The organism is Enterobacter sp. SST3, assembly GCF_000286655.1.
GTDB classification, from domain to species: Bacteria; Pseudomonadota; Gammaproteobacteria; order Enterobacterales; family Enterobacteriaceae; genus Enterobacter; species Enterobacter roggenkampii.
The window spans coordinates 25,029-45,684 of sequence record NZ_ALNS01000028.1 but is presented as its reverse complement, the minus strand read 5'-3'; the positions used below and the strand labels follow the sequence as shown (position 1 = coordinate 45,684).

The 20,656-nt window shown below is 51.9% G+C and carries 20 protein-coding genes, 1 tRNA gene and 2 pseudogenes; 19 read left to right on the top strand and 4 right to left on the bottom strand.

Annotated features, from left to right (window positions below; translation table 11 throughout):
• The 9 genes and pseudogenes from B498_RS21875 to B498_RS04820 all read left to right on the top strand — a co-directional run.
• Nucleotides 1-399, top strand: a pseudogene (locus B498_RS21875) (DUF2345 domain-containing protein); the annotation flags it as partial.
• Nucleotides 399-1,268, top strand: coding sequence for a DUF6402 family protein (locus B498_RS04795; protein ID WP_008502626.1), 870 nt, complete (start codon nucleotides 399-401; stop codon nucleotides 1,266-1,268). The pseudogene B498_RS21875 and the gene B498_RS04795, both read left to right, overlap by 1 nt.
• On the top strand, nucleotides 1,269-1,631 hold the full coding sequence (locus tag B498_RS04800) for a DUF6201 family protein (RefSeq protein WP_008502625.1): 363 nt from the start codon (nucleotides 1,269-1,271) through the stop codon (nucleotides 1,629-1,631). It abuts the gene before it with no gap.
• Nucleotides 1,632-1,894: 263 nt separating this feature from the next.
• A pseudogene (gene tssJ / locus B498_RS0121630) lies at nucleotides 1,895-2,224 on the top strand (type VI secretion system lipoprotein TssJ); the annotation flags it as partial.
• Between the two features lie 654 nt (nucleotides 2,225-2,878).
• Entirely contained in the window at nucleotides 2,879-3,331 is a 453-nt protein-coding gene (gene tssE, locus B498_RS04805) for a type VI secretion system baseplate subunit TssE (protein WP_008502624.1), read from the top strand.
• A 14-nt stretch (nucleotides 3,332-3,345) separates the two neighbouring features.
• A complete protein-coding gene (locus tag B498_RS04810) occupies nucleotides 3,346-3,816 on the top strand; it encodes a hypothetical protein (RefSeq protein WP_008502623.1) in 471 nt (156 codons plus the stop codon).
• Between the two features lie 113 nt (nucleotides 3,817-3,929).
• Nucleotides 3,930-4,334 carry a hypothetical protein gene (locus B498_RS23530; protein WP_071530983.1) on the top strand — a complete coding sequence of 135 codons (405 nt, stop codon included), beginning with the start codon at nucleotides 3,930-3,932 and terminating at the stop codon, nucleotides 4,332-4,334.
• 78 nt (nucleotides 4,335-4,412) lie between these two features.
• Complete coding sequence (locus B498_RS04815; protein WP_008502622.1) at nucleotides 4,413-5,657, top strand: GIY-YIG nuclease family protein; 1,245 nt, start codon at nucleotides 4,413-4,415, stop codon at nucleotides 5,655-5,657.
• Nucleotides 5,658-5,703: 46 nt separating this feature from the next.
• On the top strand, nucleotides 5,704-7,041 hold the full coding sequence (locus tag B498_RS04820; RefSeq protein ID WP_008502621.1) for a VasL domain-containing protein: 1,338 nt from the start codon (nucleotides 5,704-5,706) through the stop codon (nucleotides 7,039-7,041).
• Between the two features lie 40 nt (nucleotides 7,042-7,081).
• On the opposite strand, the gene B498_RS04825 is transcribed toward B498_RS04820, so the two are convergent.
• Both B498_RS04825 and B498_RS04830 read right to left on the bottom strand, forming a co-directional pair.
• A tRNA-Arg gene (locus B498_RS04825) sits at nucleotides 7,082-7,153 on the bottom strand.
• Nucleotides 7,154-7,228: 75 nt separating this feature from the next.
• Nucleotides 7,229-8,158, bottom strand: coding sequence for a formate/nitrite transporter family protein (locus tag B498_RS04830; protein WP_008502620.1), 930 nt, complete (start codon nucleotides 8,156-8,158; stop codon nucleotides 7,229-7,231).
• A gap of 315 nt (nucleotides 8,159-8,473) precedes the next feature.
• Here B498_RS04830 and mlaA point away from each other — a divergent pair, with 315 nt between their 5' ends.
• Nucleotides 8,474-9,226: a phospholipid-binding lipoprotein MlaA gene (mlaA, locus tag B498_RS04835; protein WP_008502619.1), complete on the top strand. Its 753-nt coding sequence runs from the start codon at nucleotides 8,474-8,476 to the stop codon at nucleotides 9,224-9,226.
• A 44-nt stretch (nucleotides 9,227-9,270) separates the two neighbouring features.
• Here the strand turns inward: mlaA and fadL are convergent, their stop codons facing one another.
• Nucleotides 9,271-10,554 carry a long-chain fatty acid transporter FadL gene (fadL, locus tag B498_RS04840; protein WP_008502618.1) on the bottom strand — a complete coding sequence of 428 codons (1,284 nt, stop codon included), beginning with the start codon at nucleotides 10,552-10,554 and terminating at the stop codon, nucleotides 9,271-9,273.
• Nucleotides 10,555-10,926: 372 nt separating this feature from the next.
• Between fadL and B498_RS04845 the strand changes: the two genes are divergently transcribed.
• The 4 genes from B498_RS04845 (at nucleotide 10,927) to sixA (ending at nucleotide 15,642) form a co-directional block, all read left to right on the top strand.
• Nucleotides 10,927-11,211 carry a YfcZ/YiiS family protein gene (locus tag B498_RS04845; protein ID WP_008502617.1) on the top strand — a complete coding sequence of 95 codons (285 nt, stop codon included), beginning with the start codon at nucleotides 10,927-10,929 and terminating at the stop codon, nucleotides 11,209-11,211.
• A 278-nt stretch (nucleotides 11,212-11,489) separates the two neighbouring features.
• Entirely contained in the window at nucleotides 11,490-12,800 is a 1,311-nt protein-coding gene (fadI, locus tag B498_RS04850; protein WP_008502616.1) for an acetyl-CoA C-acyltransferase FadI, read from the top strand.
• Nucleotides 12,800-14,947 carry a fatty acid oxidation complex subunit alpha FadJ gene (fadJ, locus tag B498_RS04855; protein ID WP_008502615.1) on the top strand — a complete coding sequence of 716 codons (2,148 nt, stop codon included), beginning with the start codon at nucleotides 12,800-12,802 and terminating at the stop codon, nucleotides 14,945-14,947. Before fadI ends, fadJ begins: the two co-directional genes overlap by 1 nt.
• A 209-nt stretch (nucleotides 14,948-15,156) precedes the next feature.
• Nucleotides 15,157-15,642: a phosphohistidine phosphatase SixA gene (gene sixA, locus B498_RS04860; RefSeq protein WP_032623034.1), complete on the top strand. Its 486-nt coding sequence runs from the start codon at nucleotides 15,157-15,159 to the stop codon at nucleotides 15,640-15,642.
• Between the two features lie 49 nt (nucleotides 15,643-15,691).
• On the opposite strand, the gene smrB is transcribed toward sixA, so the two are convergent.
• Complete coding sequence (gene smrB, locus B498_RS04865; protein ID WP_008502613.1) at nucleotides 15,692-16,243, bottom strand: endonuclease SmrB; 552 nt, start codon at nucleotides 16,241-16,243, stop codon at nucleotides 15,692-15,694.
• Between the two features lie 145 nt (nucleotides 16,244-16,388).
• Here smrB and prmB point away from each other — a divergent pair, with 145 nt between their 5' ends.
• Genes prmB through B498_RS04890 form a run of 5 tightly spaced genes read left to right on the top strand, consistent with a single transcriptional unit; the run spans nucleotide 16,389 to nucleotide 20,648 of the window.
• Nucleotides 16,389-17,321, top strand: coding sequence for a 50S ribosomal protein L3 N(5)-glutamine methyltransferase (gene prmB, locus B498_RS04870; protein WP_008502612.1), 933 nt, complete (start codon nucleotides 16,389-16,391; stop codon nucleotides 17,319-17,321).
• 60 nt (nucleotides 17,322-17,381) lie between these two features.
• Entirely contained in the window at nucleotides 17,382-18,467 is a 1,086-nt protein-coding gene (gene aroC / locus B498_RS04875; RefSeq protein WP_008502611.1) for a chorismate synthase, read from the top strand.
• A 2-nt stretch (nucleotides 18,468-18,469) separates the two neighbouring features.
• Nucleotides 18,470-19,294, top strand: coding sequence for a penicillin-insensitive murein endopeptidase (mepA, locus tag B498_RS04880; protein WP_008502610.1), 825 nt, complete (start codon nucleotides 18,470-18,472; stop codon nucleotides 19,292-19,294).
• Nucleotides 19,294-20,103: a sulfite exporter TauE/SafE family protein gene (locus tag B498_RS04885; protein ID WP_008502609.1), complete on the top strand. Its 810-nt coding sequence runs from the start codon at nucleotides 19,294-19,296 to the stop codon at nucleotides 20,101-20,103. The genes mepA and B498_RS04885 overlap by 1 nt, the downstream gene beginning before the upstream one ends.
• Nucleotides 20,103-20,648, top strand: coding sequence for an elongation factor P hydroxylase (locus tag B498_RS04890; RefSeq protein WP_008502608.1), 546 nt, complete (start codon nucleotides 20,103-20,105; stop codon nucleotides 20,646-20,648). The genes B498_RS04885 and B498_RS04890 overlap by 1 nt, the downstream gene beginning before the upstream one ends.
• The last annotated feature ends 8 nt before the right edge of the window (nucleotides 20,649-20,656 follow it).

The following is a 20,656-nucleotide window of genomic DNA, read 5'->3' as shown; positions in this document are numbered from 1 at the left end:
GCGAGTGACATCTCGTTTGCCGGGAAAAAACGCATCACGCTGACTGGGGGCGGAAGCTACCTGCGGCTGGAGGCGGGAAAGGTGGAGTATGGTACGACGGCGATGTATATGCGCAAAGTGAAGCGGACTATGGCGGCGGGAAGCAGTACCCTGGGGCAGGGAACTGCTGAAATGCCCGCTCCATTACCAAATTTATCATGTGGTCCAAATACAGCATGTTTCAGGGTCCTGGATTCCTTAACAGGTTCTGAAGATATGGAATTTGCATATCAATTACAGACATCTACCGGTACAGTGGTAGGAAGAACTGATTCAGCTCTGACGCATGCAATAAATTCAGATACCGAAGAAAACGTAAACCTGGACTATGTTTTCCAGATCATAGCGGGGACAAGGTAATGGCAGTTTCATCAACGACTACCACAAAAGAACCGGAGCAGCAGGAAAAGAAAGTCAGTGTAGACTTCTTCCATATTGATATGATCCCTGACGCGATGAGAGAAATGGGGTGGGAAATGGCTCCTAAGTTAATGGAGCATTGGTTTGAAATTTCACCAGCATTTATTTTTACTACTGAAAGTAAAAGAAAAAAATTAGATGAAGATGCAAGAAACTTACCATCAACTCAAGTTAGTACTGAAATAGTCAAAATGTCATGGGCACTTAAATTTGAGCAGGTTAGCGCTGGGATTGAAGAGCTTACTGGTCGTTGGAAAAGTATGAAAGGTATTGCTCGATTAAGAAAATTGCTTCAAAATAAAGGTGATTTTAATAAAGGTGCGATATCTCTTGGGTATACTGACGATGTTATGGAATTGGATAACACATCCCAAGTAAATCTAATAACCATAGGAAGTAAATTTGATACGGTAAACGATTGGTATGGTGCAATGGGAAATTCGAATCTTAAAGTATGTGTTCGTGGAATGACGCAAGTCAGGGAGGGAAAAGTATTTTTTATTGTAGATAAGTTGGGCTTTTACCTCAAGGATACTTATGATTTCGTTGATGAAGGAGATGCATCAGAGCCTTTAGGGGTTTGGAGTAAAAACCGTATACTAAACAAGGAAGAAACTGGCATTTACATGTCCACTTACTTATCTGGTTTTTGGGGGCATCTGGTGAGGAGTTTTTCAGGATTTGTGCCGATTTTTAACAAAGACTTCCGGAAGTGGCAAAAAAAACATGATTCAGGTGGTGATTACATTGTTTTTTCTGATGTATTATGGGTCTCGCCGAGAGAAACTGACAAGGAAATTCCTCTGTAAATGAAAATCAAAAAAATATATCTTGCATTTTTTTTATTGCTAATCATTTGGGCATTTTTGCCTTCTACTTTGTTTATCAATGAAAAAACAAAGGTGTTTGATATAGTCAGTCCTGATAAACAATATAAGGTAAATATATATCATGCTAAAATAATATCTCCGTTATCACTTTATAAATACCTGAAAGATGAAGATTACTATTTTGTTTTATATGATTCTAATGGGGGTGTGATATTTAAGCCTTCACTATTTTACGGTATGTCTGAAATTGCGGCATATGACTCCATTGAATTTTTGTACGGTAAGGATAAAGAACTTCTTTTTCCTGGTGAATTAGGCTATGACGGATTTGTTTTAAAATAAATCCATGTGTTATATTTTTACTTTGATGCTTATTTAAATGCTATTTTCTGTAATGTTTATACTCGATTAACTTGAAGTTGCATGGTGAGATGGCTTATCAGTCGAGTTGTTCCGGGCTTAGCGATGAGTCGCTCATGCATTTTGAGGTTTGTTGGGTATATATTGCGGGCCATTAATTAGTGATTTTAATAACATAATCCGTAATTATTTTTCCCCATGTTGCGAATCTTTTCTGTTAATTATAGTTAGTATTCACTTTAAATATAGCTCGCTGGCGGGCGCTGACGCTTATTGCCTGTGGTTTGCTCGCTGGCTGCGGTCTGACTCAGACCGTTACGGACGGTACGGTCAGCATCACGAAATCCATCTTCTACAAGAAAATCAAAACGCTGCATCTTGATTTTACCCCGCGTACGGCCATTAACGCTGATGGCGCACAGACGCCGCTGGCGACAATGGTACGGATTTATCAGCTCAGGGATCGTAAAGCAGTTGATGCCAGCGATTACCAGACGCTACTGCGCAGGGCTGATACGGTACTTAAATACGACGTACTGGTATCAAAAGAACTGCTGGTGATGCCGTTTTCTTCCCGGGCGAGTTAACTGGAGATGATTTCTTATCAATCAATTACATAGGTAATTGTGTGGATGGGTACTCGATTTCCTCTCAACATAAAAAGTGGTGTAGCCGAATCATTTCTTTAATTCATTAATTCCATAGGCTTAACTTCATGGCTATACAATGAAGAGTTCATGACGAGGATGAATAAACGTGCGCAGGGCAATTAAATCGATCTTAAACATGATGCTCTAATGTATTTTATTATTTTTTATCCTTTTTTCTATAAAGATGCTGGCTTATATTTAAACCACACCTGGTGAAAAATGTGGAATGAGAACAACACTTGCTATGCCATCACTTACATTCTTAACTTCAAGCCTTTTGACGGGGTGGGGCGGGTATTGCGTCTATTTTCAAATCAATCATTTTTCGCCCTGTATGATAAGGCTGGAGAAAAAATAAAAAATTCAGCTTGATATTTTTGGGACTATCAGTTCTCTGATTTAGTTGCACCTGAATGGCCAGGTACCGACTTTCTTAATCCATCTGACAGCGGATTTTCAGGCTGGACTCTACTGGGTGCAAAATCCGTAATAATTGAAATGATAGAGGACAACACATGAAGTCTTCAACATTAATTGACAATAGAAATCAACCATTTCAGCAAGTTTCCTGAGGTCAAAATGCCAGACAGAAAATCCCCATCTTTATATGAAATTCTTACTGGCAACTTTACAGGGGAGCTTTCCCTTGAAGTTGTAGACGAAGAAGACCAGGTCATTTTATCAGTACTGGATAATATCCAGCGTATTTTAAATGCCCGTACTGGAACCGTGAGCCATTTACCAGATTATGGTTTGCCCGATATGACTAAAATCCTGCAAGGAATGCCTGGAACTGCCCATGAGTTAATCGATACGCTGGCTGGTGTCTTGCTTAAGTATGAACCCCGTGTGCAGTCTCTGAATGTCACTTTACTCGAACAGCAAGTGCCCGGTGAACTCCGCTACGCCATTGATGCTGAATTGAGAGGTATTGGGCTTGTACGGTATGGAACCCAGTTTATGCCCGAAGGTCGCGTTATGCTGCGACATCTTAAGAACCAGCAGCTTCTGGGCTCAGTAACCCCCCATTAATATCAGGTAATACCATGTCAGCAAAATCACAATTTATGAAAAAACTACAGGCCAGACAACCCGCACCTGTTCCTGTTGTCAGTAAGAGTCAGGTCGATATTGCAGAGTTTCGCCTGCGAATGGTAAAGCTTCAGGAGCAGATGGATGCGTGGCTGGTGGGTACCGGACTTAATATAGAACCGTACACAGCATTCGTCTCGGACCTGCTGGTGGTGGACGGCACTTTTGAAATTTCAGGTATCGTTCTTCGTTACGATGGCCGGGTCGTAAAGTTTACGCCGGTATTTCTGTATGGTAAGGGGGTGACTGGGTGCGTAGAGGCAATTTTCCATGAGGGAGGGCATATGACCTCCCTGAGCCGTTTATTCATGAGATCAGGTACCGTGAGTGACTGGACCTTTACTCCGCCTGGTGCTTTATCCTGCTCAAGACAGCAATTTGATGAGAGCACATTTTTTGGGCTAATTATCGCGCTTCTTTCATAGCGAAAACGGAATGAGCAATAATTTTTGGGGCTGTTAGTTATTCCGTTCTCATCAGAAGAAATAACAAAACTAGCGGGAAGCGGAACTCCAAAATAACAGAGTAAGTAACGAGTATGAAAAAGAGAGAATTAATCTTCCTTTTGGTCTCAGGAATTATTTTGACAACACAGGCCGATGCGGCACGCGGAAGACAGCCTTGCTCAGGTTCAAAAGGAGGTATAGCGCACTGCACATCGGATGGACGCTTTGTCTGTAATGACGGGACTTTGAGTCAGTCGAAACGATTCTGTTCCGGGTATAGTCCCTCAGAAGGCAGCAATCGTTTAATACCATCAACATCCTCCCGAAAAAAGCAGATGAAAAAGATAACCACTGCGAAAAAGCAGAAACAGCAACGCGTGACAGAAAACGACGAACCGGCCAGCACAAAAGCCCGACAGTCAACATGCGCACCCCTCTATATGGCCAACAAACCCGGATATACCCATTTACCGATTTGCTCAGGGAATCAATATTAATAAGATATAGCAAAGATGCCCTATTTATTTTAAAGATTAAATAATCAGATTTATATGAAACAAGGAAATAAATAACATATGGCACGAAGGAAAAAAGATGACAATGCCGTAGGGATTGTTTTGGTTATTATCGGTGTAATTGTCTGGTGTATTTATGTCGCGGTAAGAGCATTAATAAATTTTAATGAGCGATTTATCGAGTCTGTGTCGAATCCAGCAGGAATCATCAGTTTATTCTTTGGCTTACTGATAGCCGTTGCGTTGATAATGCGGGTTTTCATTTACCGGGGCTTCCGTAAGAAAACAGCGGAGCTGGAACAGGCTATGTCGTACCTCATTCAGAAAGAGAAGGCCTTTGAAGAAACCGTCAGTACTGAAGTGGCTCGCGGTCTGTATCAGGAAAAGCAACGCCTTGCCGGTCAGTGGGATGACTTTCACAATGCCAAAAATAAAGCCTCTCGGGCACTGCAGCGTATTGTGGACTCCGCGTATAAATTCAAAGTCAAAACCCTGCTTTCTGGCACCACGGTGAATAACTGGCAAAGCAAGTACGACCAGCTCAGGAAGGAAAGAGAGGCTTACGCTGCTATCAGCGAGAAAATCGCCTTTCTGGAACTGGAAGATAACGCCGACTGGGAAGGCGTAAAACAGCAGTTTCTGGATAAGGTTGCTCTGCTGGAAAAAGCGCAGGAAGAAAAAGAATATCAGGCTGAGCTCAAGCGCCAGATGCGTGAAGAAAAACAGCGTCAGGATGAACTGGAACAGCAGCAGCGCGAAGCGGAAGAGGAGGAGCAACGTCTCGCCGAACAGCAGCGTTTACTGGAAGAAGCCCTGCTTGCCGCTGAAGGTGCTCACAGGGTAGAACTGGAAAGACAGCGCCTGGAGTTGGAGCAGAAAATCCAGGACGTGCATCAGCAGTATGAACGTGCCAAATCCATGGCCCAGCTCACCAAACAGGGATACGTGTATGTCATTTCGAATATCGGTTCCTTCGGTGAAAACGTCTTCAAAATCGGTATGACCCGTCGACTGGAGCCCATGGAGCGCGTGAAAGAATTGAGCGGGGCAGCTGTGCCGTTTGATTTTGATGTCCACGCCATGATTTCCTGCGATGACGCCCCTGCGCTTGAAAGGACGTTACATGACCATCTGGAACGCTACCGGATTAACCGAATCAATCTGCGTAAAGAGTTTTTCCGGATCGAGCTTAGCCGAATTATTGAAGAGGTGGAGCGTCACCACGGGCAGATTGAATATATTGCTGACCCGGTAGCGCTACAGTATCTGCAGAGTCTCGAATATGCAGAAAGCGAAGCCGCATAAACAATATCCTTTATTAGCTCCAGATACGTCAAATGGACAATAGGTCATGAATGACATCATCCCACGTAAAATAAAAACCGGTGGCGACCCGCGCACGCTGCCAGATTACGCTGCTCTCCGCGATGAGCTCAGCAAGCTGACGCATCCTGCTCGCCCGGATGTAAACTGGCAATATGTCGAAAAACGCTCTCTCTCTCTGTTCGAACAGAACGGTGTGGAGTTGCAGACTGCAGCCTGGTACACCCTTGCCCGTATTCACCTGTCTGGATTAGCAGGCCTGAACGAAGGGCTGGCGATTCTGGAGGCACTGATTAGCCACCAGTGGGACGTTTTCTGGCCGAAGACGCTACACGCTCGTATGGAAATTCTTAGCGGCCTGAGCCCGCGACTGCAGCAGCGCATGCGTATGCTTCCACTCAACAAAAGCCATCTCAGTGAGCTTTATAGCGCTGAAGCGTTGCTTACCCGGCTGGGTTCGGTGCTCCAGCGCCTTGAGCTGAAACACCTAAGCCAGTTCGATACATTACGAACGTTGGTACGTTCGAATGCTGAACGGCTGGAAATCCGTAATGACGCATCAGATCTGAATGCACTCATGATGCCCGGTTGCGAAATACCTCAGGAAAGGGCAGAGCCGGTTGACGAAGTGAAATGGGTCTATGTTGTGCAGCCGGAGAATCAGACTGATGCAGAGGGTCTTACGACAGCGCACGGGTCGGTCAGACCATGGAAGCCCTTTGTCGCCGGGATGTGTTCTATGCTGGCGATCGGCGTCGCCGTGGCGTGGGGAGGGGGCTTTCTGTCCAGACCCGATCCCTTAACGACTCAGGCCATTGCCTCGCTGGCGCCGTTACCTGAAGTGCTTACACCTGTTCAGCAAGACGCGTTAGCACAGCAAGGTACTTTACCGTCCACATTTATCACAGAAACGCAGCAGCAGCTTGCCCGACTGGATAAGCTGCCTCCTGACTGGAATATTTCCTACAGCCTTCAGTTGTTAGCGCAACTCCAGACAGTGTGGCCGGGGGAGGCGAAATCGCTCACCTCACAGTGGCAGCAAAAATTTTACGCGGCAGCGTTGCCTGTCGACGCTATGAACAGTTGGTATGAGGGAATGATGAAGCTTCAGCAACTGAGCCATCGGCTGAGCAGTCTGGATGAGCAAAAGGGAAAATACATCACGGTGAGTGAGCTTAAATCGGTGGTTTTTTCGACTATACAGTCATTTAATCAAACAATACCGGCAGAAGAACAACTCCGACGCCTGTCACAGCATCCAGCCGGAGATGCGCTTCCTGAAGCCGAAAAGACCCAGCTGGAGTTGCGCCTAAGACAGCTTGCTGCGCGTTACGCTCAAATAAAACAGGATTCTTCTGCTCAGTGAATTCTGGCGATAGACAGGTGAATGCGCGTGTAGGTCAAAGTGTCCCCTGCAGGAATCGAACCTGCAACTAGCCCTTAGGAGGGGCTCGTTATATCCATTTAACTAAGGGGACGAGGCGGCACGAGTATAGCGTCATTTACACTTTGCGTTAAGCGCATCGCCGCCTGACTGCTCAAAGAGTCACCATTCAGGACGATTTTTTTGTCGATTTATCATCATTTTCCCGCGCTTTAAGCTCCGCTTTGCGTTTGTTCGACATGTCGTTACGGATTTGGGCATGGCTTAACAGCGCGAAGATAAACGTTCCGCCGCAGATGTTTCCTGCTAGTGTCGGTAAGGCGAACGGCCAGAAAAAGTCGCTCCAGTGAAGCGTACCGTTAAAGACCAGATACAGTATTTCTACGGTACCGACCACAATATGCGTGGTGTCAGCCAGCGCAATCAGCCAGGTCATCAATATAATCACCACAATTTTGGCGCTCCCTGCTGAAGGAAACATCCAGACCATCGTGGCGATAATCCACCCGGAGATGATGGCATTCGAGAACATTTCAATCGGGGTGTTTTTCATCACATCCATGCCGATTTTTACAAATGCATCCCGGGTGGGTTCATCAAAGATCGGCATGTACTCAAACGCCCAGGCCGCGATGCCCGTGCCGATGATATTACCCAGCAGGACGACGCTCCACAGACGCATCAATAAACCGAAGTTGCCGAGGGTAGGGTTTTGCATCACCGGCAGAACGGCGGTCACCGTGTTTTCGGTAAACAGCTGCTGGCGGGCCATGATGACAATCACAAAGCCGAAGGTATAGCCGAGATTCTCGAGTAAAAAACCGCCCGGCACACCTTCCAGCTGAACATGAAATATCCCTTTGGCGAGCAGAGAGGCGCCCATTGAGAGCCCTGCGGCGATAGCTGACCAGAAGAGGGCCATGGCATCGCGCTCCATCTCTTTTTCACCGTCCTGGCGTATATGCTCATGGATGGCCATCGCGCGGGAAGGGAGGCGATCTTCATCAATTTCTATTTTCTCGCCACGCGCTTTCTCCTCGCTTTCAATTTCAAGTTCCTCATCGCTCTCGCCAATTTTTTCTTCGCCCACTTCTTTCATATCTGCTCCCGGAGGTTGATCTTTCTGTTAAGCGTAGCGGCTTTTATCGGGATGCCTGTGGGGATGCTCTTAAATTGGCGGCAATAACAACAAAGGTGATACATCTCTTTCAAAGACATTATAAAATTGCCAGCGAAACGAATTCCAAAAGCCAGGCTATGCTGAGATCAGAGTCACGGTGATTACTGCCCGTAATTGTGCTCATAGACATCGGTAAACGTGCTGTTACAATCGCTTGCACGTTTACAGACGGAGCATCAACGGCTCCGTTACGGATGGCAATCAACGATAGCCATACTGAACAGGGAGATATTTATGAAACTTCGGCTGTCGGCGCTTGCGCTTGGCGCGACGATGCTTGTGGGCTGCGCCAGCTCCGGGGAGCAAACGGGACGCTCCGATCCTCTCGAAGGATTTAACCGCTCCATGTATAACTTCAACTACAACGTGCTGGACCCGTATGTGGTTCGCCCGGTGGCAGTAGCATGGCGCGATTATGTTCCCCAGCCCGCGCGTAACGGGTTAAGTAACTTTACCAGCAACCTCGAAGAGCCTGCGGTAATGGTGAACTACTTCCTGCAGGGCGACCCGTATCAGGGGATGGTGCACTTTACCCGCTTCTTCCTGAACTCCATTCTGGGGATGGGCGGCTTTATTGACGTGGCAGGCATGGCGAACCCGAAACTGCAGCGTGAGCAGCCGCACCGTTTCGGCAGCACAATGGGACATTATGGCGTCGGGTACGGTCCGTACATGCAATTACCGTTCTACGGTAGTTTCACCCTTCGTGATGACGGCGGCGATATGGTTGATACGCTGTATCCGGTTCTGTCGTGGCTGACCTGGCCGCTGTCGGTGGGTAAATGGACGGTGGAAGGGATTGAAACCCGTGCGCAACTGCTCGACTCTGATGGCTTACTGCGCCAGTCTTCTGACCCGTATATTATGGTGCGAGAAGCGTACTTCCAGAATCATGACTTTATTGCTAACGGCGGTAAGCTGAAACCGGAAGAGAATCCAAACGCGAAGGCGATCGAGAACGAACTAAAAGATATCGATTCGGAGTAAATAAAAAAGGTGAGCAATGCTCACCTTTTTCAATTCCTGCGCGATTAGAACGCGTAGTTGAAGTTCGTACCGAACAGCCAGGCTTTACCTTCAGAAGTAAACTCGTAAGGGCCTTCCTGGAACGTCACTTTCTGACCGTGCATATAAGATACGCCCGCATCGATGGATGCATTCTCGTTGAACGCATAAGTCGCACCTGCACTTATCCAGAAGCGGTCCTGATCCGGAATGGAAATGGAACGCTTGTCTGCCGGAACCGGGCTGTCGTCAAATGCGATACCGGAGCGGAAAGTCCAGTTTTTATCGTAGTAGTAGGTGGTACCCAACGCAATACGATAAGCGTCGTGGAAGCTTTCGTCCTTATAGAACAGCGTTTGACCATTGCTTCCGGTCGCTTTCAGCTCCTGGAACTGGCTCCAGCTGGTATAGGCCAGGCTGTAGTGGATCGCCCATTGCGGTGCAACGCGGTTATAACCGGAGACTTCCCACATTTCTGGCAAATGCAGTGACAGCGAACCTGGAACGGTCTGGTTTGACGTTCCCCAAGGAATGGTGGTACCCGCACCAGGAACCACGTTGTTCACGGGCTTCAGGATGCCGCTCTTGTAATCGCCGTCGAAGTCAATTTTCACTTCGGAGCGATAGGTCAGGCCCCAACGGTTGTTTTTGTCCAGCTCGTACAGGATACCGGCGTTCCAGCCATAGCCCCACTCATCACCTTCAAGGCTGGCAATTTTATTGCTGTTTTTTGGCAGGCGAGCAGTTTGCTCCCCGGAGTAACGTTCAATTTTGGCATCGGCGTAGACGGCATCAAAGCCCAGACCAAAGCTCCAGTTGTCGTTCAGGCGATAAGCACCACTCAGGTTCAGGTTCAGCGTAGTAAGGTCTGTTTTACCGCCGTATTCACCAGCCGGATAGTTGCTATTGAACTCGGTAGCAAGGCCGTAGTTAGAGGTTACGGATGCTCCCCAGCCAAACTGTTCATTGATAGGCGCAACGAAGTGCAGGTTAGGGACCCATGCTGTTGGGGCAATATTGTCCGCTTTAAGGCTCGCACCCGTGTAAGGCGACTTGCCAGAAATGTTGACATCAGGATCGATATAAACCGCACCGGCAGAGAAGGTCGGACGATCAAACATCATGATCAATGCGGGGTTACGACTTGCGTTACCCGCATCATCAGCAATAGCGCCTTCCCCTGAATACGCGCGGCCAAGGCCAGAGGAAGAAAATTCGTTTAACTGAAAGCCCGCTGACCATGCGGAAGTGGAGACGAGTGCCACTGCGACTGCCAGCGCAGTCTTGTTGAACAGGGTTTTCTGGCTCATGACCATAACCTCATTGAGTTATTTTTATTCAATAATTGTTACATACCGTAACAGGAGCGCGAAGTGTAGGGTCTGAGGTATGACAGACAAATCAGACCAGTGGCCAGAGTATAGGTCCGACCAGCCTGAATGTTGCAAGTTTGTTTATTAATATTTTCAAACATGTTTCGTGAAACGAGATCTGGTTGGCAAAATTGTGACCATCGCGACTCACCCAAAAGGGTGGTTTTTGTTTTAGATCATTTTTTAGTGTGATATTGGTCACTTATCCGATTTTGCGCCATTAACGGCTGGAGAGAGCCCGCGCCGGGGCGTAAAATATCAGCATCGTGTTTATCTCGCGCGCTGCGCGAATACAGAGGAAATTGAGCTATGAGTAAATGCAGTGCTGATGAAACCCCGGTTTGCTGCTGTATGGATGTTGGCACCATCATGGACAACTCCGATTGCACCGCGTCTTACAGCCGTGTGTTCACCAACCGCGCCGAAGCGGAAGAGACCCTGGCCGCGCTGAGCAAGCGTGCGCGTGATGTTGAATCCGAGCCGTGTGAAATCAAGTCGACCTTTACCGAAGTGGAAGGCGGCGTGAAGCTGGACATCGACTTTGTTTTTGCCTGCGAAGCTGAAACGCTGATTTTCCAGCTGGGTCTGCGTTAATTTCTGCGGCCTGATGCCCTCACCCCGACCCTCTCCCACGGGAGAGGGCGCAAGCATTAAAAACGGTAACCTACGGGTTACCGTTTTGCTTTTACCTTGCGCACCCGGCAACAAACCGCACTAATGCCCCTGCTATGCAGGGGCATTTTCTTTTTCTTCTCTGTGTTTTAGCTCGCACTTTTTCGTTTCCCCGATTGGCTGAATGTAAAAAAATGGTTAAGACTATTATCAGGTCAGACCACTTAGTGTTTGCGAATATTTTTTTACAGGGGAGTGTTATGAGTCAGGCATTACCGCTTATTACCCGTCAGGGCGATCGCATTGCCATAGTCAGTGGATTGCGCACGCCATTTGCGCGTCAGGCAACGGCGTTTCATGGCATACCGGCCGTCGACCTGGGGAAAATGGTAGTGGGGGAGATGCTGGCTCGCAGCGAAATTCCGCCGGAGGTCATCGAACAGCTGGTCTTCGGCCAGGTCGTACAGATGCCTGAAGCCCCCAACATTGCGCGGGAAATCGTCCTCGGTACCGGGATGAATGTTCATACCGACGCCTACAGCGTCAGCCGCGCCTGCGCAACCAGCTTCCAGGCCGTGGCTAACGTCGCCGAAAGCCTGATGGCGGGCACCATTCGTGCCGGGATAGCGGGTGGAGCGGACTCCTCTTCGGTACTGCCGATTGGGGTCAGTAAAAAGCTGGCGCGTATCCTGGTCGATGCCAACAAAGCCCGCACGACGGGTCAGAAGCTCAAACTCTTCTCGCGTTTACGTCTGCGCGATCTGATGCCTGTTCCCCCTGCCGTCGCGGAATATTCCACCGGCCTGCGCATGGGCGACACCGCCGAGCAGATGGCGAAAACCTACGGCATTACCCGTGAACAGCAGGATGCGCTGGCGCATCGTTCACATCAGCTTGCGGCAAAAGCCTGGTCGGAAGGCAAGCTGACCGATGAGGTCATGACCGCCTATATTCCGCCCTATCGCGAACCGCTTGCGGAAGATAACAATATTCGTGGCACGTCAACGCTGGCGGATTACGCCAAACTGCGCCCGGCGTTTGACCGCAAGCACGGCACCGTGACGGCGGCGAACAGTACGCCGCTGACGGACGGGGCTGCCGCCGTGATCCTGATGACCGAATCCCGTGCAAAAGAGCTGGGCATTACTCCCCTGGGCTATTTACGCAGCTACGCCTTCACCGCCATTGACGTCTGGCAGGACATGCTGTTGGGTCCGGCATGGTCCACGCCGCTGGCGCTGGATCGCGCGGGGCTGACGCTGGCTGATTTAACCCTGATTGATATGCACGAAGCGTTTGCCGCGCAAACCCTGGCAAACGTCCAGCTGCTGGCAAGCGAGCGTTTCGCACGTGATGTGCTGGGCCGCGCGCATGCCACGGGTGAAGTGGATCAGAGTAAATTCAACGTGCTGGGTGGCTCTATCGCCTACGGTCATCCGTTTGCCGCTACAGGGGCGAGGATGATCACGCAAACATTACATGAACTCTGTCGCCGTGGCGGTGGGTTTGGCCTTGTTACCGCCTGTGCGGCGGGCGGCCTTGGCGCAGCAATGGTTCTGGAGGCTGAATAATGGATATGCCATCTGCATTTAATCTGACGGTTCGCCTCGATAACGTGGCCGTTATCACTATTGATGTGCCTGATGAAAAGATGAATACCCTGAAGGCCGAATTTGGCGTTCAGGTGCGCGCGATGCTAAAGCAGATCCGCGAGAACAAAGCCATTCGCGGTCTGGTGTTTATCTCTGCCAAACCCGACAACTTTATCGCCGGGGCGGATATCAACATGATTGCCCGGGCACAAAGCGCGCTGGAAGCCGAAGAGCTGGCGCGTCAGGGCCAGCAGGTGATGTCGGAGATCAACAGTCTCCCAATCCCGGTCATCGCAGCGATCCACGGTGCGTGTCTGGGCGGTGGACTGGAGCTGGCGCTGGCCTGCCACAGCCGCATCTGTACTGACGATGCGAAAACCATTCTGGGCCTGCCGGAAGTGCAGCTGGGCCTGCTGCCTGGTTCTGGCGGAACGCAGCGTCTGCCGCGGCTGGTGGGCGTCAGCACGGCGCTGGAGATGATCTTAACCGGTAAACAGCTGCGTGCCCGTCAGGCGCTGAAAGCCGGTCTGGTCGATGACGTCGTGCCGCAGTCCATTTTGCTGGAGGCCGCCGTTGAGCTTGCGCTGAAAGGGCGTCAGGCAAAACGTCCTCTGCCGGTTCGCGAGCGCGTGCTGGCCGGTCCGCTGGGGAGAACGCTCCTGTTCAATATGGTGGGTAAAAAGACCGAACAAAAAACCAAAGGCAATTACCCGGCGGCAAAGCGGATCCTGGACGTGATCGAAACCGGGCTGTCGCAGGGCAGCAGCAGCGGCTATGCCGCGGAGGCCAAAGCCTTTGGCGAACTGGCGATGACGCCGCAGTCACAGGCGCTGCGCAGCATCTTCTTCGCCAGCACAGAGGTGAAAAAAGACCCGGGCAGCGAGGCATCGCCTGCGCCGCTGCGTGCCATTGGCGTACTGGGTGGGGGGCTCATGGGCGGCGGTATCGCTTTTGTTACCGCCAGCAAAGGCAAATTGCCGGTACGCATCAAAGACATTAACCCTAAGGGAATCAACCACGCGCTGCAGTACAGCTGGCAGAACCTTGATCAAAAGGTCAAACGCCGCCATATCAAGGCAAGCGAGCGTGATAAAACCCTGGCAATGATCTCCGGTACGACGGATTACAGCGGTTTTGCGCACCGCGATCTGGTGATTGAAGCCGTGTTTGAGGATCTGGCCCTTAAGCAGCAGATGGTGGCAGACGTTGAGCAGCATTGCGCCCCGCATACCATTTTTGCCTCCAACACGTCGTCATTATCGATTGGCGATATCGCGGCGAAAGCCGCGCGTCCGGAGCAGGTGATCGGGCTGCACTTCTTTAGCCCGGTAGAAAAAATGCCGCTGGTGGAAGTTATTCCACATGCGACCACCAGTCCGCAAACCATCGCCACGGTAGTCAAACTTGCGAAGAAGCAGGGTAAAACGCCGATCGTGGTCGCAGATAAAGCCGGCTTCTACGTCAACCGTATTCTGGCGCCCTATATTAATGAAGCCATGCGGCTGCTGACGGAAGGCGAGAAGATCGAACACGTCGACGAGGCGCTGGTAAAGTTTGGTTTCCCCGTTGGCCCAATCCAACTTTTGGATGAGGTGGGAATAGACACCGGCACTAAAATTATACCTGTGCTGGAGGCAGCTTATGGCGATCGTTTTAGCCCGCCTGCAAACATTGTTTCTGCAATTTTGAAGGACGATCGCAAAGGCAGAAAAAATGAACGCGGTTTCTATCTTTACGGCGCGAAAGGGCGTAAAAGCAAGAAACAGGTCGACCCTTCGGTTTATGGGCTTATTTCGACCACCGGTCAGGGAAAACTGTCTGCCGTTCAGTGCGCTGAACGTTGCGTGATGATGATGCTCAATGAAGCGGCGCGCTGCTTTGGTGAGCAGGTGATCAAGAGCGCACGCGATGGCGACATCGGCGCGGTATTTGGTATTGGTTTTCCGCCGTTCCTTGGCGGCCCGTTCCGCTACATGGATACACTCGGCGCGGGTGAAGTGGTTGCCATTTTGCAACATCTGGCCTCGCAATATGGCCCACGGTTTACACCGTGTGACGAATTATTGCAGATGGCGGAACGGGGCCAGACATTTTGGCCTGCAAGGGAAACTGTCCTCGTAAGCTGAGGTCAAAGAAGGGTAAATCCTGAAGTGAATGAACCTGTTCTGGCGATTTTGTAAACAGAGATTGACTATACTTACGCCATTGAGGTAAAAAACAGCGTTTCATTCACCGAATGGATCAGGCACAATGCCCGGCCATCGGGTTTTCTACCTCTCAGCATTTATCGCGGGTAGTTAACGCCGGTGATTCTGGTTAACAAAAGCGGTGCAATATGCAAGTTTTTATCATGCGTCACGGCGACGCGGCACTCGATGCCGCCAGTGACTCAGTACGTCCTTTGACCGTGTGTGGCTGCGACGAATCTCGTCAGATGGCGACCTGGCTTAAAGGTCAAAAAGTGGACATCGAACGCGTTCTGGTGAGTCCGTTCCTGCGTGCTGAACAGACGCTGGAGGTGGTAGGGGAGTGCATGAACCTGCCGGCCAGCGTGGATGTTCTTCCTGAACTCACCCCCTGTGGCGATGTAGGCCTTGTCAGTGCCTATCTTCAGGCGCTGTGCAATGAAGGTGTTGCGTCCGCGCTGGTCATTTCCCACCTGCCACTGGTTGGCTATCTGGTATCTGAGCTGTGCCCGGGCGAAACGCCGCCGATGTTCACGACATCCGCCATTGCCAATGTGTCTCTGGACGAAACGGGTAAAGGTGTCTTTAACTGGCAAATGAGTCCGTGCAACCTGAGGATGGCAAAAGCCATCTGACGTGACGTGTGATTGTGCGGGGGCGCAAAACAGGCCTCCCGCCGTCCTGTCAGGGTAATTCTGGCGGCTGCCACTCTTCCACTTCAATCAACACCAGCAATGCGGCATCTCCGCCGTACTCTTTGGGTGCCTGATGAAACGCCATCACGTGTGGATGCTGAGCCAGCCACAGCGGCGTCTGTTGCTTGAGGATATGCTTACCGTGGCCGTGCATCACGCAGGCGCAAAAAACATGTTCGCGGCGACAGGCGGCGATCAATGCCCCCAGCTCCTGTTTTGCCTGCATCTGCGTTAAACCATGCAGATCGAGAAACAGCTCCGGCGAATAATCTCCGCGACGTAACTTTTTCAGTTCAAAATGGCTGACGTCTTCGCGCACGTATTTCACCGCACCCTGCGTATTGAGCAGCGGCTGAAATTCATCTGAAAAATAGTGGCTGTTATCCGCCTGCTCCTGCAGCAGCCGTTTGACCGGGACTTCGCTGATTTTTTTACGCTGCGGGCGATGAACGATGGTGTCCTGTGCGATTTTCCGCGTCCCGGTCATTAGCTGGCGGAAGAGCGCCTGATCCTCCTCGCTGAGCGATGTTTTCTTTTTCATTCGTCATTCTCATCTCGTATTTCCGATAGTGTACCCGACTAAACGCATTTTTTAACCTCAAGCGGTACGCGTCATTGCTGATTTATCGCCGTCTTCATGGCAAACTAGCCGCCGAAAATTATGCGAGCATGCCCTGGAGGAAAGAGTGGATAAAATATTTGTCGATGAAGCAGTAAACGAGCTGCATACCATACAGGACATGTTGCGCTGGTCGGTTAGCCGCTTCAGCGCCGCCAATATCTGGTACGGACACGGTACCGACAACCCGTGGGATGAGGCCGTGCAGCTGGTGCTGCCGTCACTCTATCTGCCGCTGGATATTCCGGAAGACATGCGCACCGCGCGCCTGACCTCCAGCGAAAAACACCGCATCGTTGAGCGCGTGATTCGCCGCGTCAACGAACGCATTCCGGTCGCCTACCTGACCAACAAAGCCTGGTTCTGCGGCCACGAGTTCTATGTCGATGAACGCGTGCTGGTGCCGCGCTCGCCGATTGGTGAGCTGATTAACAACCACTTTGAAGGCCTGATCGGCCATCAGCCGCAGCACATCCTGGATATGTGTACCGGCAGCGGTTGTATCGCGATTGCCTGCGCTTACGCCTTCCCGGAAGCGGAAGTCGATGCCGTCGATATCTCCACCGATGCGCTGGCCGTGACCGAGCACAACATTGAAGAGCACGGCCTGATCCATCACGTCACGCCAATTCGCTCCGATCTGTTCCGCGATCTGCCGACGCTGCAGTACGATCTGATCGTCACTAACCCGCCGTACGTCGATGCGGAAGACATGTCCGATCTGCCGAACGAATACCGTCACGAGCCGGAGCTGGGTCTGGCATCAGGATCTGACGGCCTGAAGCTGACCCGCCGCATTCTGGCCTGCGCGCCGGATTATCTGACCGACGACGGCGTTCTGATTTGTGAAGTGGGCAACAGCATGGTACATCTGATAGAGCAGTACCCTGATGTGCCGTTCACCTGGCTTGAGTTCGACAACGGCGGTGACGGCGTCTTTATGCTGACCAAAGCGCAGCTGCTCGACGCGCGCGAACACTTCAGCATCTATAAAGATTAATCCAGCGGGCTTCGGCCCGTTTCACAACGCTCAAACACAAACAACAACATCGGAGCCGTGATGGCAGGAAACAGTATTGGACAGGTATTCCGCGTGACCACCTTTGGCGAGTCGCACGGGCTGGCGCTGGGCTGTATCGTTGATGGCGTACCGCCAGGCATCGAACTGACCGAAGCCGATTTGCAGCATGACCTCGACCGTCGTCGTCCGGGCACCTCTCGCTACACCACGCAGCGTCGCGAGCCGGACCAGGTCAAAATTCTCTCCGGCGTCTTTGAAGGCCGTACCACCGGCACCAGCATTGGTCTGCTGATTGAAAACACCGATCAGCGCTCCCAGGACTACGGCACCATCAAGGACGTGTTCCGTCCAGGCCATGCCGACTACACCTACGAACAAAAGTACGGCTTCCGCGACTATCGCGGCGGCGGACGTTCCTCCGCGCGTGAAACCGCGATGCGCGTGGCGGCTGGCGCCATTGCTAAGAAATACCTGCAGCAGAAATTTGGCATCGTGATCCGCGGCTGTCTGACCCAGATGGGCGACATTCCGCTGGCGATCAAAGACTGGGATCAGGTCGAGCAAAACCCGTTCTTCTGTGCCGATGCCGACAAGCTGGACGCGCTGGACGAACTGATGCGCGGTCTGAAAAAAGAGGGCGACTCCATTGGGGCGAAAGTCACCGTCGTGGCCGACGGCGTCCCGCCAGGCTGGGGCGAGCCGGTATTTGACCGTCTCGATGCCGACATCGCGCACGCGCTGATGAGCATCAACGCGGTGAAGGGGGTTGAGATTGGCGACGGTTTTGACGTGGTATCCCTGCGCGGCAGCCAGAATCGCGACGAAATCACGAAAGCGGGCTTCCAGAGCAACCACGCGGGCGGCATTCTGGGCGGGATCAGCAGCGGGCAGCAGATTATTGCCAACATCGCGCTGAAACCAACTTCAAGCATTACCGTGCCGGGCCACACGATTAACCGCGATGGCGAAGAAGTTGAGATGATCACTAAAGGACGTCACGATCCGTGCGTGGGGATCCGCGCGGTGCCGATCGCAGAAGCGATGCTGGCGATCGTGCTGATGGATCACTTCCTGCGTCAGCGCGCGCAGAATGCGGATGTGACGACCACCATTCCACGCTGGTAAACATGAAAAAAACCGCAATTGCTCTGCTGGCGCTGCTTGCCAGTGGAGCCAGTCTGGCCGCTACGCCGTGGCAAAAAATCACCCATCCGGTGGCAGGGAGCGCGCAGTCCATCGGCGCCTTTTCCAACGGCTGTATCGTGGGTGCTCAGGAACTTCCGCTGCAATCGGATACCTATCAGGTGATGCGTACCGACCAGCGTCGTTACTTCGGCCACCCGGATCTGGTGCTGTTCATCCAGCGGCTGGGAAACCAGGTGCATAATCTGGGGCTGGGCACGATGCTGATCGGCGATATGGGGATGCCTGCGGGCGGGCGTTTTAACGGTGGACACGCCAGTCACCAGACCGGACTGGATGTCGATATCTTCCTGCAGCTGCCTAAAGCGCGCTGGAGTTCAGCCCAGTTGCTGAAACCGCAGGCGCTGGATCTGGTGTCGAGCGACGGTAAGCGCGTTGTGCCTTCACTGTGGACGCCGGATATCTTCAGCCTGATTAAGCTGGCGGCAAAAGATAACGACGTTACGCGGATCTTCGTCAACCCGGCTATCAAGCAACAGCTCTGCCTCGATGAGGGAACCGATCGTGACTGGTTGCGCAAAGTGCGCCCGTGGTTCCAGCATCGTGCGCACATGCACGTTCGTCTGCGCTGCCCGGCGAATAGCCTGGAATGCGAAGATCAGCCGCTACCGCCGCCAGGCGATGGCTGTGGTGCGGAACTGCAAAGCTGGTTTGAACCGGCAAAACCTGGAACCTCTAAGCCTGAGAAGAAGACACCGCCTCCGTTGCCGCCTTCCTGCCAGGCGCTACTGGATGAGCATGTACTTTAATGGATAATTTCGTCGATCTGTTTATGGTGTCACCGCTGCTGCTGGTGGTGCTGTTCTTTGTGGCTATGCTGGCCGGTTTTATTGATGCCCTTGCGGGCGGCGGCGGGCTATTAACCGTACCCGCGCTGCTGGCGGCGGGCATGAGCCCGGCGCAGGCGCTTGCCACCAACAAGCTGCAGGCCTGCGGCGGCTCGCTCTCAGCATCGCTCTATTTTATCCGCCGTAAGGTGGTGAGCCTGGCCGACCAGAAGCTCAATATCCTGATGACCTTTATCGGTTCCACGTCGGGCGCGCTGCTGGTGCAGCACGTGCAGTCGGATATTTTGCGCCAGATCCTGCCGGTTCTGGTTATCTGTATCGGTCTCTACTTCCTGCTGATGCCGAAGCTCGGCGAGGAAGACCGTCAGCGTCGTCTGCACGGCCTGCCGTTTGCGCTGATTGCCGGGGGCTGCGTCGGTTTTTACGACGGTTTCTTCGGCCCGGGGGCAGGCTCGTTTTACGCGCTGGCGTTCGTGACGCTGGCCGGGTTTAACCTCGCCAAATCTACCGCCCATGCCAAAGTGCTCAACGCGACCTCGAACGTCGGCGGCCTGCTGCTGTTTATCATTGGCGGCAAGGTTATCTGGGCAACCGGGTTTGTGATGATGGCAGGGCAGTTCCTGGGCGCGCGCGCAGGCTCGCGTCTGGTATTAAGCAAAGGGCAAAAGCTGATCCGTCCGATGATCGTTATCGTCTCGGCCGTGATGAGCGCCAAACTTCTTTATGACAGCCATGGACAGGAGATCCTCACCTGGTTGGGGATGCACTAATGAACAGTACGCATAAATATGAACAGCTGATTGAGATCTTTGACGGCTGTTTTGCTGACGATTTTAATACCCGTCTGATTAAAGGCGACGACGAACCGATCTATCTTCCTGCTGATGACGAGGTTCCGTATAACCGCATCGTCTTTGCGCACGGCTTTTACGCCAGCGGTTTGCACGAAATTTCGCACTGGTGCATCGCCGGAAAAGCGCGTCGCGAACTGGTGGACTTCGGTTACTGGTATTGCCCGGACGGGCGAGACGCCGCGACGCAGGGGCAGTTTGAGGATGTGGAAGTGAAGCCGCAGGCGCTGGAATGGCTGTTCTGCGTGGCGGCGGGTTTCCCGTTCAACGTCAGCTGCGACAACCTCGAAGGCGACTTCGAGCCAGACCGTATTGTCTTCCAGCGCCGCGTGCATGCGCAGGTGATGGAATACCTTGAGAAAGGCATCCCGGCACGTCCGGCGCGCCTGATCGAGGCCTTACAGAATTATTACCACACGCCGGCGATTGCGGCGGAAAGCTTCCCTTGGCCGGAAGATCTTTAACAGAGGAA